This window comes from Corynebacterium sp. ES2730-CONJ (assembly GCF_024834055.1).
In the GTDB taxonomy this organism is placed as follows: Bacteria; Actinomycetota; Actinomycetes; order Mycobacteriales; family Mycobacteriaceae; genus Corynebacterium.
Map to the genome: position 1 here is coordinate 269161 of NZ_JANUXZ010000003.1, position 17289 is coordinate 286449.

Sequence of the window (17289 nt, forward strand, 5' to 3'; positions counted from 1 at the left end):
CTAAGATCGCTAATTAATCACATATTTTTGAAACTTGCTCGGAAGAACTGAGCACGAAGAAAGGGAATGACACTCTCATGAATGAAGTCATCTTGGCTCAAGAAGCAGCTGGAGTTACCGGCTCCATTGCCACCCTCGGCTACGGCCTTGCAACCCTAGGGCCCGGCCTCGGCTTGGGTTTCCTTGTAGGTAAGGCTCTCGAAGGCATGGCACGCCAGCCAGAAATGGCCGGTCAGCTTCGTACCAACATGATTCTCGGTATCGCTTTCGTGGAGGCCCTCGCACTGATCGGTCTTGTCGCCGGCTTCATCTTGTAATTACTAACGACGACTAGGAAAGTTTGAGGATTCATGACGAACGTCATTTCTTTAGTAGCTGCAGACTCAGAAAATTCTGTGCTGCTGCCAGCGAATTACGACATCGTCTGGTCGCTCGTTGTATTCATCGTCGTGGGACTCGCCTTCTGGTTATATATCAACCCGAAGTACCAAGAGGTCCTATCCGAGCGTAAAGACCGTATCAAGGGCGGCATCCAGCGTGCTGAAGCAGCGCAATCGGAGGCCAAAGCAGCCCTCGAGAAGTACAACGCTCAGCTAGCAGAAGCTCGCACCGAAGCTGCCGAAATCCGTGAAGAAGCCCGCCAGAAGGGCAAGCAGATCGAGGCCGAGATGAGGGCCAAGGCAACCGAAGAAAGCCACCGGATTATTGAGTCTGGTGAGAAGCAATTAGCTGCCCAGCGGGAGCAGGTTGTAGCCCAATTGCGTAATGAGATGGGGCAGCATGCAGTGGCTTTGGCTGAGCGCCTCATGGCTGAGCAGTTGTCGGATGCAACCAAGCGTTCTGGCACCATTGATCGTTTCCTGGCCGATCTCGACACGGTCCCAGCGGCAGGAAAGTAGGCCTACTTATGCACGCAGCAAGTCGCTACGCACTCGCTCAGCTATCTGCCAGCCTCGACGAGGATCTGCGCGGAGAAGATCAGGCTATTGCGGCGGCCGCCCAGATCGGCACTGAACTATTCGACGTGGTGGAAGTTCTGGACGAGGAGCGCCGCTTGCGCACGTCGGTTGCCGATGTTTCCCTCAGCGCCGATCAGCGCGCGGGCCTCATTGCAGCTGTATTTGCCGACAAGGTGTCCTTGTCCACACTTAAGCTCCTCCGCGCGGCAGCGGCAAAGGAATGGTCAACTCCGCGAGAGTTTCGAGCTGGGCTCGTTCAACTAGGCCGTCGCGCAATCTTGCGTTCGGCTGACTTGCAGGGACAACTTTTGCAGGTGGAAGATGAACTCTTCCGCCTATCTAGGCTGCTCCTCAAGCAACCGCAACTTGCCCTGAGACTCGATGACCGGAGTGCTGACTCATTAAAGAGGCGTGAGCTATTTGCCCACATTCTTTATGGCAAAGTCACAGCTGCAACCGAAACCCTAGCATTACAGGTTGTGGGTCGGCGCGAGGCAAATATTATCGACGATCTCCACGAGATTTCGACATACGCCGCCAGCATGTGGGGGCGTGAGGTTGCTTACGTGGAATCTGCCGTTGAGCTTTCCGAGTCCCAAAAACAGGCGCTGTCAAGCAAGTTAGAGCGTATTTATGGTCGTGCGATGAGCATCCACTTAGAGGTTAATCCCAGCCTCCTCGGTGGCATGATCATCCGAGTTGACGACGAAGTAATTGATGGCTCCTATACCGGCAAGATTGACCGGTTGCGTCTTTTGCAAGTCTAAAACACGACAGAAACGAAGAAGATTAAGAAATTGCTGGAAGAAACTACCGAGAGCAGGAAAAACATGGCGGAGCTGACGATCTCCTCCGATGAGATCCGTAGCGCGATTGCGAACTACACCTCGAGCTACTCCGCGGAGGCCTCCCGCGAGGAGGTCGGAGTGGTTATTTCCACTGCTGATGGCATTGCCCAGGTGTCTGGACTCCCATCAGTAATGGCTAACGAGCTCATCGAATTCCCAGGCGGCGTTATTGGCGTCGCGCAGAACCTCGATACCGACCGCATCGGTGTTGTGATCTTGGGTAATTATGAGACATTAAAAGAAGGCGACGAAGTTAAGCGCACCGGTGAGGTGCTGTCGATTCCCGTGGGCGATAATTTTCGCGGGCGCGTCATCGACCCCCTTGGTCAACCCATCGATGGCTTGGGGGCTATCGAGGCTGAAGAGGATCGCGTCCTAGAACTACAAGCCCCCTCAGTCCTTGAGCGTCAGCCCGTGGGAGAGCCCATGCAGACGGGTATTAAAGCTATTGACGCTATGACTCCCATCGGTCGCGGTCAGCGCCAGCTGATTATTGGCGACCGCAAGACCGGCAAGACAGCCGTGTGTGTCGATACGATTTTGAATCAAAAGGCGAACTGGGAATCGGGCGATAAATCCAAGCAGGTGCGCTGCATCTACGTGGCTATCGGCCAAAAAGGCTCGACTGTGGCTGCTCTGCGCAAAACCTTAGAGGAACACGGCGCTCTGGAGTACACCACCATTGTGGCTGCTCCAGCATCCGATTCCGCTGGCTTTAAGTGGTTGGCTCCTTTCGCAGGAGCGGCCCTCGGACAGCACTGGATGTACCAGGGCTACCATGTCCTGGTGGTCTACGATGATTTGACCAAGCAGGCAGAGGCTTATCGTGCGATCTCGTTGTTGCTGCGTCGTCCTCCAGGACGTGAGGCCTACCCCGGTGACGTCTTCTACCTGCACTCCCGACTACTCGAGCGCGCCGCGAAACTGTCCGATGAGCTAGGCGCTGGCTCGATGACCGCTCTACCGATCATCGAGACCAAGGCAAACGATGTTTCCGCCTTCATTCCTACCAACGTGATCTCGATCACCGATGGTCAGGTCTTCCTCGAGTCAGATCTCTTCAACCAGGGTGTTCGCCCCGCAATCAACGTCGGTGTTTCAGTGTCCCGTGTCGGTGGTGCCGCACAGACGAAGGGGATGAAGAAGGTTTCTGGTTCTCTACGTCTCGATCTTGCCGCTTACCGAGATCTCGAGGCCTTCGCCACTTTCGCCTCCGACCTTGATCCAGCATCCAGAGCGCAGCTCGATCGTGGTTCACGCCTGGTTGAACTGCTCAAGCAACCCGAGAATTCACCACAACCAGTAGAAGATCAGATCGTATCCATCTGGCTGGCTAGCGAGGGGCATTTTGACAACGTACCCGTCGAAGATATTCGTCGCTTCGAACGTGAGTTGCTAGATTACCTACATGCTTCGCACCGCGCGATCTTCGACCAGATTGCTGGGGGTGCGGCTTTATCTGAAAGTAGCCAGGAGACCTTGGTCGAGCAGACCGAGAACTTCAAACGCAGCTTCCAGACCACCGATGGAACTCCTGTGATCAACGAAGTAGAGCCTGAGGCTCTGCCTGCTGATCAGGTGAAGAAGCATCAGCTGAAGGTTAAGAAATAAGAGCAATGACTCTTACGAGCATGACAAACATCAAGGAAAAGAAGGGAGGCGCTGTATATGGCAAGTCTTCGCGAATTGCGTAGCCGAATCCGTTCGGTTAACTCAACGAAGAAAATCACGAAGGCCCAAGAGCTGATCGCTACTTCGCGCATCACGAGAGCTCAGGCCCGCGTGGAAGCATCACAGCCATACGCCACCGAAATCCAAAATGTGATTGGTCGTCTGGCCTCAGCAAGTTCCCTCGATCACCCAATGCTGAGACTTCGAGATAATGCCCGACGGGCCGCCATTCTCGTGGTGACCTCAGATCGTGGAATGGCTGGAGGCTATAACTACAACGTCTTCAAGAAGACAGCGGAGTTGGAAAAGCTGCTGACCGCCGAGGGCTACGAAGTTGTGCGGTATATTTGTGGCAACAAGGGTGTGGGCTACTACAACTTCCGTGGCGGCGATTATGCTGGCGCGTGGGCGGGGTTCTCCCAAGATCCGACCTGGGTAGATACGCACGACTTGCGTCGCCACTTAATCGATGGTTTCCTCGCTGGCTCCGACGGTCTTGCTAAATATCGTCCGGGCATCAACGGGGAAGAAGGCCAGGCAGTACCAGGGTTTGATTCTGTGCACGTTGTCTACACCGAGTTTGAGTCCATGTTGACCCAAACGGCGACCGCACACCAGCTGCTTCCTATAGAGCCGGTTGTAGAGACGACTGAGATTAAAAAAGGCGAAGACTTCCTCGATACCTCAGGCGAGCCAGAACCAGATTATTATTTTGAACCTGACGTGGAAACACTCATGGAGGCTCTGCTTCCTAAGTTCATCTCTCGAAGCCTTTTCGCTATGTTGCTGGAGGCCTCGGCAGCAGAATCAGCTTCGCGTCGTAACGCGATGAAATCTGCCACGGACAACGCCAACGAGTTGGTCAAAGACCTCTCGCGGGTGGCTAACCAAGCTCGTCAGGCGCAGATTACCCAGGAAATCACAGAGATTGTCGGTGGCGCAGGCGCGCTCGCCGAAAGCGGAGAAAGTGACTAGATTATGACCACAGCTCTCACAGAGCAACAAACCCAGGCCGCGGCTACCGCGGGCCGCGTAGTGCGCGTTATTGGGCCGGTCGTCGACGTGGAATTTCCGCGCGGCGAGCTCCCGGCACTCTTTAACGCGCTGACTGTCGATATCGACCTCGAGGCAGTTGCAAAGACCATCACGCTCGAGGTGGCCCAACACCTGGGCGACAATATCGTGCGAACCGTTTCCATGGCGCCTACTGACGGCCTCGTGCGAGGCGCTACCGTGACCGATAGCGGTAAGCCCATTAGCGTGCCCGTCGGCGACATCGTCAAGGGCCACGTCTTTAATGCCCTCGGCGACTGCCTTGATGAGCCAGGTCTTGGCCGCGACGGTGAGCAATGGGGCATCCACCGCGATCCGCCACCCTTCGACCAGCTCGAGGGTAAGACTGAAATCCTGGAGACGGGCATTAAAGTCATCGACCTACTCACCCCTTATGTAAAGGGCGGTAAAATTGGCCTCTTTGGTGGTGCTGGCGTGGGTAAGACCGTTCTCATTCAGGAGATGATCACGCGTATCGCCCGCGAATTCTCCGGTACCTCGGTATTCGCTGGTGTTGGTGAGCGTACCCGCGAAGGAACCGACCTCTTCTTGGAGATGGAAGAAATGGGCGTGCTTCCGGATACAGCGCTGGTTTTCGGCCAGATGGATGAGCCCCCTGGAGTGCGTATGCGCGTCGCTTTGTCGGGCCTCACCATGGCGGAGTATTTCCGTGACGTCCAGCACCAGGACGTGTTGCTGTTCATCGATAATATCTTCCGCTTTACCCAAGCAGGTTCCGAGGTTTCCACGCTGCTCGGTCGTATGCCTTCGGCTGTGGGTTACCAGCCCACCTTGGCTGACGAAATGGGTGTGCTGCAGGAGCGAATTACTTCCACTAAAGGTCGTTCGATTACCTCCTTGCAGGCCGTCTACGTGCCAGCCGACGACTACACCGACCCTGCACCGGCGACAACCTTCGCCCACTTGGATGCCACCACCGAACTTGACCGTGCTATTGCATCAAAGGGTATCTACCCTGCAGTGAACCCGCTGTCTTCGACTTCCCGTATCCTGGAGCCGGGCATCGTGGGTGAGCGCCACTATACCGTTGCCCAGCGTGTGATCAATATTTTGCAGAAGAACAAAGAGCTCCAAGATATTATCGCTATTCTCGGTATGGATGAGCTGTCAGAAGAAGATAAAATCACGGTGGCTCGTGCCCGCCGTATCGAGCGATTCTTAGGGCAGAACTTCTTTGTTGCCGAGAAATTCACTGGTATTCCTGGCTCCTATGTGCCATTAGAGGAAACCATTGATGCATTCGAGCGCATCTGCGACGGCGAGTTCGATCATTATCCCGAGCAAGCTTTCAACGGCTTGGGCGGTTTGGAAGATGTAGAAAACGCCTACAAAAAGTTGTCTGAGAAATAGGAAGAGGCACGCACATGGCTGATATCACCGTGGAACTCGTTTCTCCCGAGCGTATGCTGTGGAGTGGCACCGCGACGATTGTTACCGCGCAGACCACCGAAGGTGAGATTGGCGTGCTCGCTGGGCACGAACCTATGCTGGGACAGCTCGTGGACAATGGTGTTGTAACCATCAGCCCAACTGATGGGGAAAAGCGCTACGCCGCTGTGCAAGGTGGCTTCTTATCCGTCTCAAAGGAGAAGGTCACGATCCTAGCGGAGTATGCCGTTTGGGCTTCGGAGATTAATTCCTCCGACTCTACGCAACGTCTGCAAGATCCCGATAAGGTAGCCAAACTTCGCGCTCAGGCTGAATTAAAGGCACTCAAACGTAGCGGTCGCTCGTAGAGCAGCCGTGTATATGGTGAGATCCCCGAGATAAGTTTTTTCTCCGGGGATCTCACCGTATTATTATTCTCATAAACGCTGGATATAAAAGGGGAGAATCATGGTATCTGGGTTGCTCTGGTTGTTATCGGCAATACTGCTCACGACCGCACTCCTTGCCGCGTGGCGATTCTTTAGGTATCGACCACAGGGCTCAGCCATGGCCATACGGACGATGCCTACCTCTGGAATCCATGGGTGGCGCTTTGGTAGCGCCCATTATTCTTATCAAACTTTAAAATTCTATAAACTACGCTCGATCCGCCCTGGTGAGGATCTTAATTTCAACCGGTCTTCCATCGAATTATTAGGTCAACGTGATACCAGCTCTGCTGAACGAACCTTCTTCGGTGATGGAGAACCGGTTTTTATTTTCTCTCACGGGGACACCACCTACGAGGCGCATGCTACCAGCCTCGTTCGCTTGGCATTCACGGCTTGGATCGAGTCTGCCCCAGATATCCGTACCGATCGCATGTCGGTGCAGGAATTAAGGCACCAGAGCAATTCTGATTAATGAAGCCAGTGATCGTGAGCTAGGCTAGAATTTATGCGTCTCGTTATAGCACGGTGTTCAGTTAATTATGTGGGCCGCCTCGAAGCCCATCTGCCCATGGCCGATCGTCTCTTGCTTTTGAAAGCTGATGGATCCGTCTCCGTTCACGCTGATGACCGTGCGTACAAACCTCTAAATTGGATGACGCCCCCATTGACGGTGACCGAGACCGAAGATCCCAAGGATTTTCCCGAGGGCGCCAGCGATCTAGTTAGCTACTGGATAGTGGAGAATAAAAAGGGTGAACAACTGCGCATCAGTATCGAAGCTATCCATTCAGATATCTCCTACGAGCTGGGTGTCGATCCCGGTCTAGTCAAAGACGGAGTGGAAGCTCACCTCCAGGAGCTACTAGCCGATAATATTGAGGTGATGGGGGAGGGTTATAGCCTTATTCGGCGTGAGTATATGACACCTATTGGCCCTGTAGACATCCTATGCCGCGATGACCAGGGAAATACCATAGCCGTAGAGATTAAGCGCCGTGGCGGAATTGATGGGGTCGAACAACTGTGCCGCTATGTGGAACTACTGAACCGAGATCCACTCTTGGCACCTGTCCGGGGAGTATTTGCTGCTCAAAGTATTAAACCACAAGCTCGCACGCTTGCTGAGGATCGCGGTCTTTCCTGCCTTGTACTTGACTATAACGAATTACGGGGAAGTGAAAGCAGCGAGTTGAGGTTATTCTAGGTCGATGGGACGAAAAAATAGACGAGCTAATATCAGCTCGTCACATCAGCTTCCCAGTCATGGGGCCGCGTTTTTTGGAACTCGTGAGGTTGTCGGACCTCGGTGGGCCCAGGGAGAGATATTTCTCATGCGACTCATGGGTAGCAGCACTGCCAAAAAGAACTATATTTGCCCTGGCTGCAATCAGAATATCCCCCCGGGTATTACCCACGTAGTGGCTTGGCCCAAAGACTATGGCGGACGAGCGGAAGATCGCCGTCATTGGCATCGGGCCTGCTGGGAAAGGCGATAGAATTTAGTGCTGTGGCTGGGTGAGTTCGAGAAGTACTCCGCCAGCATCCTTCGGGTGCACAAAGTTGATTCGGGCTCCGCCGGTACCAGTCTTTGGCTCGGGATAGAGGAGGCGGACGCCCTGCTCCTTCAGGTGAGCACTGAGGGCGTCAATATCACTGGTGCGAAGGCACATCTGCTGCAGGCCAGGGCCCTTCTTAGAGATGAACTTTGCAATTGTTGATTCTTCGTTGAGTGGCGCCAGAAGCTGGATCATACCGTCGGTTTTACCCAGATTCTTAGGGCCGACCATGGCCTCGGTGACGCCCTGTTCTTCGTTAACTTCCTGGTGGTGGTTAACCCAGCCGAAAGCAGAGGCGTAGAACTTCAGAGCTTCGTCAAGATCTGGAACAGCAATACCTACGTGATCTAGGCAGATCACGAGATTTTCGGGAATATTCAATGTCGTCATAGTTATCGATATTACCCCCTTATCTCTGGGAAAACATGCTGTGTGAAATAGATCAAGCGCTAGAATGGTCGTATGATAATTGCTTTTTCCGTTGCCCCCACAGAGGTTCCGAATCCCACCGCAGAAATGAGCGAGGCGGTAGCCGCCGCAGTAAAAATAGTTCGCGAATCCGGATTGCCTCACGAAACAAATGCCATGTTTACGTTGATCGAAGGCGAGTGGGATGAGGTGATGGATGTGGTCAAGCGCGCGACTGATGCGGTCTTGGAGGTGTCACCTAGGGTAGGTTTGGTCATCAAGGCAGATATCCGCCCTGGATATACCAACCAATTGCGTGCCAAAGTTGAATCAGTTGAGCGCCATCTTGCCAACTCCCAGTAGAAAGAACTTTTTATGACCAACTTTTCTGGTGCTGTAGATCTAGCAGCCATTTCCAAACCTGCCGTCGCTGGTGTACCCACCTTTGTGGATCTCACAATGGACAATATTCAGCATGAGTTAGTGGAACGCTCGGCGCAGGTACCCGTAATTGTCATTGTGGGAACCCCTCGGAGCCCAGAATCGGAGCAACTCAAAAGCGATTTTAAACAGTTAGTGACCGCTAACCCCGGTAAATATGTGGTCGCCTATGTAGACGCGGACGCCAGTCCTGATATTGCGCGCATGTTTGGTATTCAGGGCTTACCCACCGTTGTTGCTTTTGCCTCCGGTCAACCACTGGCCAATTTTGAAGGCGGGCAGCCACGTGAAGCTTTAACACAATGGCTCAAGGCGATTCTGGAGGCTGTTGGAGACCAGTTGCCGGGGTTAGAGAACGAAGAGCCCGATGGCGATCCTCGGTTTGAGCCGGCTACTGCCGCCTTAAACGACGGAGATTATGATGCCGCTATTGCAGTTTACGAGTCAATTCTTGCCTCAGAGCCTAAGAACCAAGAGGCGTTGCGAGCTCGCGACAGCGCTCACGTGCTCAAAAGGTTAAATGAGGCCTCAAAATCAGACAACGATCCAATTACCTGGGCACAGCAGAATCCCAAAGATATCGACGCTCAGTTCGCTGCAGCTGACGCATATATTGCGGCTGGGGCACCGGAGCAAGCCTTCGATACGCTCATCGGAGTGTTGAAAATAGATACGCCGAAGGTACGCGATCGACTCCTTGAGCTATTTTCTCTTTTCGATGTCTCCGATGCGCGTGTTATCGCAGCACGTCGCGCGATGGCTTCAGCTCTCTTTTAATTAGACTCAAAAGAAAAGCCCACCGAAGTGGGCTTTTCTCTATTTATGTCGCAATTTATGGGCGCCTATTACCAGTCCATTGATAGAACTGAGCGCTCATTGCTGGAATGGCGATGGTCAGGGAGTGTTCATAACCATCCCACGCGGTATCCCACGCTTCGACATCGGTCTCCACATAGTTATCGCCGCCCTGGTAAACACCAGCATCAGTATTAAGAATACAATGCCAGTTTCCTGATGCAGGAACACCAAATTTATAACTAGTCTGAGGGGAGCCGCCGAGGTTGAAGACACAAAGGATTTTCTCTCCGTCTCGACCGTGACGCACAAACGCGAGGATATTATTGCTTGCGTCATCGGACTTGGTCCACGAGAAGCCGTCGGGAGTACTGTCTAGGCTGTACAGGGCGGGGGAGCTCTCATAGATACCGTTGAGATCACGCACTAAATTCTGCAGAGCGTCGTGATATTCGCCCTCCCAGCCAGACATATTGTCCCAGTCTAGGGAACGAGCCTCGGACCACTCCATGATTTGACCGAACTCTTGACCTTGGAAGAGTAATTTCTTGCCGGGGTGAGCGTACATATAGGCGTAGAGAGTCCTAAGACCAGCTGCCTTCTGCCAAGCGTTCCCAGGCATCTTAGTCCACAGTGAACCCTTCCCGTGAACCACTTCATCATGGCTGAAGGGGAGGCAGAAATTTTCAGAGAAGGCGTAGACGAGAGAGAAGGTGATCTCGTTGTGATGCCATGATCGGTGGATAGGATCGAGCTTGAAGTACTCCAAGCTGTCGTTCATCCAGCCCATATTCCATTTCAAATCGAAGCCGAGACCGTTAAATTCGGTGGGGGAGGTCACCCCGGGCCATGAGGTAGATTCCTCAGCAATGGTGAGCGCACCGGGGAAGGTTTTGTGAACGGTAGCATTCATCTCTTGGAGGAATTGCACTGCTTCTAAGTTTTCCCGACCGCCGTAGATATTGGGCAGCCATTCGCCCTCTTTGCGCGAGTAATCGAGATAGAGCATGGAAGCCACGGCGTCAACGCGCAAACCATCGATATGGAATTGGTCAATCCAATAAAGGGCATTTGCTACCAAGAAGTTACGGACCTCGTTGCGGCCAAAGTCGAAGACATAGGTACCCCAGTCCATCTGTTCGCCACGGCGCCAATCGGGATGCTCGTAGAGAGCCTGGCCGTCGAAGCGGCCGAGGGCGAAATCATCCTTAGGAAAGTGTGCAGGAACCCAGTCCATGATCACACCAATGCCCTCCGCGTGGAAAGCGTCGACTAGTTCTCGGAACTCATCGGGACTACCCCAGCGGGCAGTTGGGGCGTAGTAGCCGGACACTTGGTAACCCCAGGAACCGCCAAAGGGATGCTCGGCTACGGGCATGAATTCGACGTGCGTATAGCCCATATCTTTCACGTAGGCGACGAGTTCAGTCTTGAGCTCGTGATACCCCAGGCCCATGCGCCACGAACCTAGGTGCACCTCGTAAACACTCATTGGCTTATTGAGATGGTCAGCGTGCTCGCGGTTGCGTAGCCACGACGCATCTTTCCACTTATAGTTATTCGCCACCACAATGGAGCCGGTGCGTGGTGGCTCCTCAGCTGCGCGCGCCATGGGGTCGGCTTTGTCGAGGCGCCAACCTTGCTGGGTATGGATAGCGAATTTGTAGACACAGCCAGCTTCCAGCCCCGGGATGAACAGTTCCCAGATTCCGGAGTCACCGAGCGAGCGCATCGGGAATTGGTTGGGATTCCACCCGCAGAAATCACCGATAACGGCCACACCCGCTGCGTGAGGAGCCCATACTGCGAAGGAGACACCTGAGACTGTGCCCATGGTGGTCTCATATTGGCGAATATGCGCACCCATCACATCCCAGAGGCGTTCGTGGCGGCCCTCCTTGATAAGATGCATGTCCAGCTCGCCCAAGGTGGGAAGGAAGTGGTAGGGATCAGCCTCGATGGTGGTCAGATCCTTATTCCAGGTGACCTTTAGGCGATAGTCTTCGAGAGTGGCACCTTTTTTTATGGTGGCGGTGAAGATGTCATCTCCGATTGCGTCGAGCTTGCGGGTTTTGCCATCAGCAGTGAGTATTTCTACCTTTTCAGCTCCCAGTTGCCTGGTACGTATGATGGCATCGCCGTTCTCAAGAGCGTGCCACCCATAGATGCCGTGTGGATCATAATGACGGCACTGCGTTAATAGTCCGCGGTCGTGGTCGTCGAGACCGGCGGGGTTATAGGTGGTGAACTCAGCCATAATTAGCTTCTTTCTTTCGCTCGTACTCCATAGGTAGCTGGGTTTTCAAAACCCACAGAGATTCCGCCCTGCACCCTCGAAGGCTATGTAACTTAGCTCATAGTTTGGATGAAGATGGAATCACAACACATAGCTTTAGTTTAGCTTCCTCCATCCTAAAGCCCTATTTCTAAGATCGGTTTTAGGGCCCAAAAAATAGGGAGATTAAACACAGTGGGATAAAACCCCCGCATAGCGCACGATAAGCCACAGTTCGCATTGAGATTGCTGCCCCAATTACCCCCGAAGGTAGGGAAGACTGCGCCCACATCTGCGGGAATCTCTCAGGAGTTTTTCCAGCAGAAAAGGAAAACCCCACCCCCTGAAATCAAGGGTGGGGGACAAGTCCTAGGGGCGATAATCCGTTATAGTGCGTTTTCTTATGCGCTCGAGGGCGTCACCAGATACCTTGGGCAAGCTCAAAATGTGGGCGACGTCTTGCAAAGGCTCAAGTCGGACGTAAGTTCGATCGCTCCACGGGAAATTCTGACCTGTAATCATATCGTGCACGTTAAATTGCTCACCAGGGGCTAGGCCAATGGCCCCCATATCGAGTTCCACCATCGTTTCCTGAGCATGGAAAGAATCGAGATTGACGATAATCAAGATGGCGTCCCCAGTGACAGGATCGATCTTGGTATAGGCAATGATCTGATCATTGGCAGTGTGGTGGAAATGGATCTGACGCAGTTGTTGGAGAGCGGGGTGAGCACGCCTGATCTCATTGAGAGTCGTGATATACGGTTCGAGGGAATCACCCGATTCGACGGCAGCCTCAAAATCGCGGGGTCTCAATTGATATTTCTCGCTATCGAGATATTCTTCACTGCCCTCGTTAGCTGCTTGAGACTCATAGAGCTCATAGCCGGAATAGACACCCCATAGTGGAGAGAGAGTTGCCGCCAACGTAGCGCGGATGGCGAAGATGGCCCGCCCGCCGTACTGCAAAGAGGCGTGCAGAATATCAGGAGTGTTGACAAAGAGATTCGGGCGTGAGCAGTCGGCCATTGTAGCAATTTCGTGGGCGAAATCGATGAGCTCAGACTTAGACGTCTTCCACGTGAAGTAAGTATAGGACTGCGAGAATCCTACCTTGGCTAAACCGTAGAGTTTGGCCGGTCGCGTAAAAGCCTCAGCTAGGAAGATCACCTCAGGATTGGTGGCACGTACTTCAGTAATCAGCCATTGCCAGAAATTAGCAGGCTTAGTATGAGGGTTGTCTACTCTGAAGGTCTTAACCCCAAGACTGATCCAGTATTGCACCACACGTAGGATCTCAGCATAAATATCGCCTTGGTTATTGTCGAAATTCAGCGGATAGATATCCTGATATTTCTTTGGTGGGTTCTCCGCAAAGGCGATAGTGCCATCGGGAAGGGTCGTAAAGAAATCTGGGTGGCTGTGTGCCCACGGGTGATCCGGAGCCGCCTGCAAGGCGAGGTCCAGCGCTACTTCCAAGCCTAGTTTCTCGGCGTGGGAGATAAGTTTCTTGAAATCTTTAGCATCACCTAGTTCTGGGTGGAAGGCGTCGTGACCGCCTGCGGCGGAGCCGATGGCCCATGGGGAGCCTACATCATTAGCTTCTGCGACAAGAGAATTATTTTTCCCTTTGCGATTGATTTCGCCAATGGGATGAATGGGCGGGAAATAAACGGTATCAAAGCCCATTCGAGCTACGCGGTCGAGTGCCTGGGCCGTGGTGGCAAAGGTTCCGTGAACCGGTTTTCCATTGGAGTCGACTCCGCCGGTGGACCGTGGGAATAGTTCATACCATGAATTCACCAGAGCTTCGCGGCGTTCAACTAATACCTTGTGTAAGGGAGAGGATGTAAGAAGTTCCCGTATCGGGAATTCGTGCAGGATCTCCAGAACCTCATGAGACAGGCTGGGAGCTACGCGCACCCTCAAGGATTCGGTCTCATCACGTAGCTCTTTGGCTACTGCGAGTAACGCCATTTTGTGGCTCTTTTTGCGTACCTTTTGAGCAGCCCGCTCGAATAGAAGTGCTCCGGTTTCGAAGTCATTGCGAAGCTCTTCGGCCTTTTGTCCAGCCTCGATCTTTTTGGTAATCGCGTTGCGCCAGGTACTCATGGGATCGCTCCAGGCCTCAACTTTGAAGGACCACTGACCTGGAGTATCAGGAATGAAAAAGGCGTGGACGAGGTCAGGGTTATTCGCCTCAGGGCGCATACTAAATCGAACGCGATTCGCTGCCAGCCGGGAATCCGCGGGGCCTTGAACTACGAGAGTGCCGACGATAGCATCATGCCCTTCACGCCAGACGAGGGCACTAACTGGAACCAGCTCACCCACGACTGCTTTCGAGGGATGTTCCCGGGCGGAAAGTACGGGGCGAATATCTTCGATCGCAAGTCGTCCTGTCACGATTGTCTCCATTATGAGTAGGGTGCCAATTGGCATAGCTAAGAAAAAGGCAGCACCGCAGTGCGCTTATTATCCAATCTAGTCATGTGACGGAGATAAGGAAGAGCAATTCACTGTGACATTTATTTGATGTGTCGTTAAGAAGTTGGTGTCACTTCACTCCTGAATGGCGAAGATAAGGAAGAATAGGATATATGACTCATATCCTCGATCTGCGCGATATAAGCCTTATCAGGCAGTCCAAGCCCATTATTAAAGATCTCAGCTGGAAGGTCAGCCCTGGTCAACGATGGGTTATTCTAGGCCCGAATGGAGCCGGTAAAACTACACTGCTCCGTATCGCTGGAGCGGAGGAATTCCCTACCCGAGGGAGTGTGCGGATTCTCGACGAGCAGGTAGGTCGGACGGATATGCGTGATCTGCGCAGCATGATCGGCTTTAGTTCGCCGAGCCTTGCGACTCGTATCCCACATGATGAGAACGTAATCGATCTTGTGGTGTCCGCAGGATATGCAATCGTGGGGCGATGGCGCGAAGAATACGATGAGCATGATATTGCCCGCGCTCAAGCTCTTCTGGAACGCATGGGTGCAGGTCACCTCGCAGATCGGCGGTTTGGCTATTTAAGCGAAGGTGAACGCAAACGCGTGCTTATTGCGCGCGCGCTCATGACTGACCCAGAATTGCTCCTACTCGATGAGCCAACCGCAGGTCTAGATCTTGGCGGGCGCGAGGATCTAATGGGATACTTAGGTGCTATCGCCCGCGATGAAGATGCCCCGGTCTTGGTCATGATCACCCACCATGTGGAAGAAATTCCAGCAGGATTCAGTCACGCATTACTTCTTGACCAGGGACAGATTGTCACTCAGGGGCCGATTGCTGATGTAGTGACAAGTGAAAACCTCAGCAAGCTCTACGACCAGCCGCTGGTTGTTGACGAAATTGACGGGCGTTATTTTGCGCGTCGACAAGAATAGAGAAGGAGCGTAATGTCGCCAGCTGTTACCGGATTGGGTAATGCCCGGCTTGCCGTGACCGTCCTGATGATCCGTGACAGTGCCCGCGGCTTAGAAGTCTATATTCAAGAACGCGTATCGTCGATGCCCACTTTTCCTAATGCCACCGTATTCCCCGGTGGCGGTGTGGATGAACGCGATCTTGAGCAGCATGCCGATAGCCCATTGTGGTCTGGTCCGAGCGCACATACGTGGAGTTCCACATTAGGAATTGAGCCGAATAAAGCCTGCGCCCTCATTATGGCTGCCGGCCGCGAGCTGTTCGAAGAAACTGGAACCCTTCTGGCATCAGATCAACAGGGGGAATTAATTGCCGATGCGCACCCGTACCATCCGCAGCGTATGGCCCTAGAATCGCATAGATTGTCTTTTTCTGAGGTGCTCAAGACTCACCGACTGACACTGCGCTCGGAAGTGCTTTATCCCTATGCTAGGTGGGTGAGTCCAATCAACGCCCGTCACCGGTTCGATATGTTCTCTTTCATCGTTGCTCAACCTCGTGGCCAAGAACCTGATGGTCGTACGCGCGAAGCCGCCTCTACGGGGTGGTTTAGCCCCGAGCTGGTGCTCAGAGGTTGGCATGAGGGCCTGCTGCAATTGGTGATACCTACATGGGCTCACTTAAAATTTCTCAGCGCTTTTTCCTCTGTGGACGAAGTTCTCACCAACATTAAAGGACGCGAGATTACTCCTGTGGTGGGGGATCCATATCACGATCCGCGCTTTGAAAAATTCTACTCCCACACTCCACCCCAGAGATTTCAACTATGAGTTTCAGTGCCGACGAGGTCGATTATCTCATAGCTCAGCACGATGAGATTGCGGCGGTAGCGCCGAGATTAACGTGGGATAAGAAAAATGCGCTTCGCAATGCCACAGTGATGCGCTCTCTATTTCCTGAGCATTCCCGGGCCGTGATGGAGTTGCTGTCGGCGCGCTTAGCCGCCAAAACGAAACTCCCAGAGTCGTGGCTTATGTGCACCGAATCAGCGCAGCAGGCTACTCCTGCAGAGGTTGCTTTGCAGCGTGCTCACAGATTGTCCCTCTATGGGGGAGTAGTCCATGATATAACGTGTTCAATCGGAACCGAGGGGCTAGCTGTGTCCCACTATGGATTAACATATTGCGGTTCTGATCTTGACCGAATTCGCCTCAAGATGGCGAGGCATAACCTCGGTGACCGTGCCCTCATTCACCAAGCAGATGCACTCCAACCCGCGGTTCGTCGAGGCGATATCATCATTGCGGACCCAGCGAGACGGCAAGGGGGGCGTCGACTCCTCAAGCCAGAAGATCTGCTGCCTCCACTGCCGGATCTCATCAAGTCCTATGCGGGAAGAGAGCTGGCAATTAAATGCGCTCCTGGCCTAGACTATCGATTTTGGCCAGGCTTGGTGAGCGTTAGCAGTGTTGACGGCGGGGTAAAAGAGGTGTGCCTATACAGCGAAGGCCTGAGCGGAGGATCAAAGCGCGAGGCGCTCGTTATCGTCAAAGGTAAAGTGGACCGACTCAACGACGATCTGCCACAGGACTGTCAGGTTAAAGAACCCGGACGTTTTATAATCGACCCTGACGGCGCTGTGGTGCGGGCCGGCTTAGTCCGCCACTATGCCGTCCGAGAAAAACTGTGGATGCTTGACGAGCGTATTGCTTTTCTCAGTGGCGATGCCATTCCACCAGGACATAGCGGATTTGAATTTCTGGAAGCGGTGTCGCTAAAAAAACTGCGCAAGGCAATGGATTACTACCAGGCGGGTAGTGTGGAGATTCTCATCCGCGGTGTGGAGAAAGACCCCGACCAGCTACGCCGGAGTTTGAAATTACGCGGAAAAAATCACCTAACCCTAGTACTTGCTCGAATCGGTGACGATCATATTGGTTTTATCTGCGGTCCGAGGCAATGGGGAGGAAGTCACCCGAATTACATGGCTGTTACGACAGCTTGATTAAACAGCTAGAAGTATTCGCAGTTTACCGATTCCTATTGGGGCAGTAGTGTGGGTGGGGCGTGATATTT

General features: G+C 53.3%; 18 protein-coding genes. 15 read left to right on the forward strand and 3 right to left on the reverse strand.

Annotated features, from left to right (window positions below; translation table 11 throughout):
• Positions 1–77 precede the first annotated feature (77 nt).
• The 10 genes from NXS13_RS05265 to NXS13_RS05310 all read left to right on the forward strand — a co-directional run bounded on the left by NXS13_RS05265 (position 78) and on the right by NXS13_RS05310 (position 7868).
• Complete coding sequence (locus NXS13_RS05265; RefSeq protein WP_259077993.1) at positions 78–317, forward strand: ATP synthase F0 subunit C; 240 nt, start codon at positions 78–80, stop codon at positions 315–317.
• A gap of 33 nt (positions 318–350) precedes the next feature.
• Complete coding sequence (locus NXS13_RS05270) at positions 351–899, forward strand: F0F1 ATP synthase subunit B (protein WP_259077991.1); 549 nt, start codon at positions 351–353, stop codon at positions 897–899.
• 8 nt (positions 900–907) lie between these two features.
• On the forward strand, positions 908–1726 hold the full coding sequence (locus tag NXS13_RS05275; RefSeq protein ID WP_259077989.1) for a F0F1 ATP synthase subunit delta: 819 nt from the start codon (positions 908–910) through the stop codon (positions 1724–1726).
• Between the two features lie 63 nt (positions 1727–1789).
• Positions 1790–3418 (forward strand): F0F1 ATP synthase subunit alpha, encoded by a 1629-nt coding sequence (atpA, locus tag NXS13_RS05280; protein WP_259289461.1) that lies wholly within the window; start codon positions 1790–1792, stop codon positions 3416–3418.
• 57 nt (positions 3419–3475) lie between these two features.
• Positions 3476–4453, forward strand: a complete 978-nt coding sequence (locus NXS13_RS05285) for a F0F1 ATP synthase subunit gamma (protein WP_259158342.1) — start codon at positions 3476–3478, stop codon at positions 4451–4453.
• A gap of 3 nt (positions 4454–4456) precedes the next feature.
• The gene (gene atpD, locus NXS13_RS05290; protein ID WP_259077983.1) at positions 4457–5902 is read left to right on the forward strand and encodes a F0F1 ATP synthase subunit beta; all 1446 of its coding nucleotides are present in this window, start codon (positions 4457–4459) and stop codon (positions 5900–5902) included.
• Between the two features lie 14 nt (positions 5903–5916).
• A complete protein-coding gene (locus tag NXS13_RS05295) occupies positions 5917–6288 on the forward strand; it encodes a F0F1 ATP synthase subunit epsilon (RefSeq protein WP_259077982.1) in 372 nt (123 codons plus the stop codon).
• Between the two features lie 100 nt (positions 6289–6388).
• Positions 6389–6844 (forward strand): DUF2550 domain-containing protein, encoded by a 456-nt coding sequence (locus NXS13_RS05300; protein ID WP_259077980.1) that lies wholly within the window; start codon positions 6389–6391, stop codon positions 6842–6844.
• A gap of 33 nt (positions 6845–6877) precedes the next feature.
• Positions 6878–7576: an endonuclease NucS gene (nucS, locus tag NXS13_RS05305; protein ID WP_259158344.1), complete on the forward strand. Its 699-nt coding sequence runs from the start codon at positions 6878–6880 to the stop codon at positions 7574–7576.
• Positions 7577–7580: 4 nt separating this feature from the next.
• A complete protein-coding gene (locus tag NXS13_RS05310) occupies positions 7581–7868 on the forward strand; it encodes a hypothetical protein (protein WP_259289462.1) in 288 nt (95 codons plus the stop codon).
• A gap of 3 nt (positions 7869–7871) precedes the next feature.
• Here NXS13_RS05310 and mce read toward each other — a convergent pair whose 3' ends face one another.
• Positions 7872–8318, reverse strand: a complete 447-nt coding sequence (gene mce, locus NXS13_RS05315; RefSeq protein WP_396124731.1) for a methylmalonyl-CoA epimerase — start codon at positions 8316–8318, stop codon at positions 7872–7874.
• A 72-nt stretch (positions 8319–8390) separates the two neighbouring features.
• Here mce and NXS13_RS05320 point away from each other — a divergent pair, with 72 nt between their 5' ends.
• The gene (locus tag NXS13_RS05320; protein ID WP_259077974.1) at positions 8391–8699 is read left to right on the forward strand and encodes an MTH1187 family thiamine-binding protein; all 309 of its coding nucleotides are present in this window, start codon (positions 8391–8393) and stop codon (positions 8697–8699) included.
• 12 nt (positions 8700–8711) lie between these two features.
• Complete coding sequence (locus NXS13_RS05325) at positions 8712–9554, forward strand: tetratricopeptide repeat protein (protein WP_259077972.1); 843 nt, start codon at positions 8712–8714, stop codon at positions 9552–9554.
• A 55-nt stretch (positions 9555–9609) separates the two neighbouring features.
• Here the strand turns inward: NXS13_RS05325 and glgB are convergent, their stop codons facing one another.
• Positions 9610–11829 carry a 1,4-alpha-glucan branching protein GlgB gene (glgB, locus tag NXS13_RS05330; RefSeq protein ID WP_259289463.1) on the reverse strand — a complete coding sequence of 740 codons (2220 nt, stop codon included), beginning with the start codon at positions 11827–11829 and terminating at the stop codon, positions 9610–9612.
• A 387-nt stretch (positions 11830–12216) separates the two neighbouring features.
• A complete protein-coding gene (locus tag NXS13_RS05335) occupies positions 12217–14253 on the reverse strand; it encodes a maltotransferase domain-containing protein (protein WP_259077962.1) in 2037 nt (678 codons plus the stop codon).
• Positions 14254–14447: 194 nt separating this feature from the next.
• Between NXS13_RS05335 and NXS13_RS05340 the strand changes: the two genes are divergently transcribed.
• Genes NXS13_RS05340 through NXS13_RS05350 form a run of 3 tightly spaced genes read left to right on the forward strand, consistent with a single transcriptional unit; the run spans position 14448 to position 17218 of the window.
• Positions 14448–15233, forward strand: a complete 786-nt coding sequence (locus tag NXS13_RS05340; protein WP_259077954.1) for an ABC transporter ATP-binding protein — start codon at positions 14448–14450, stop codon at positions 15231–15233.
• 12 nt (positions 15234–15245) lie between these two features.
• Positions 15246–16043 (forward strand): NUDIX domain-containing protein, encoded by a 798-nt coding sequence (locus NXS13_RS05345; RefSeq protein ID WP_259077953.1) that lies wholly within the window; start codon positions 15246–15248, stop codon positions 16041–16043.
• On the forward strand, positions 16040–17218 hold the full coding sequence (locus tag NXS13_RS05350; RefSeq protein ID WP_259289464.1) for a THUMP-like domain-containing protein: 1179 nt from the start codon (positions 16040–16042) through the stop codon (positions 17216–17218). The genes NXS13_RS05345 and NXS13_RS05350 overlap by 4 nt, the downstream gene beginning before the upstream one ends.
• Positions 17219–17289 lie beyond the last annotated feature (71 nt).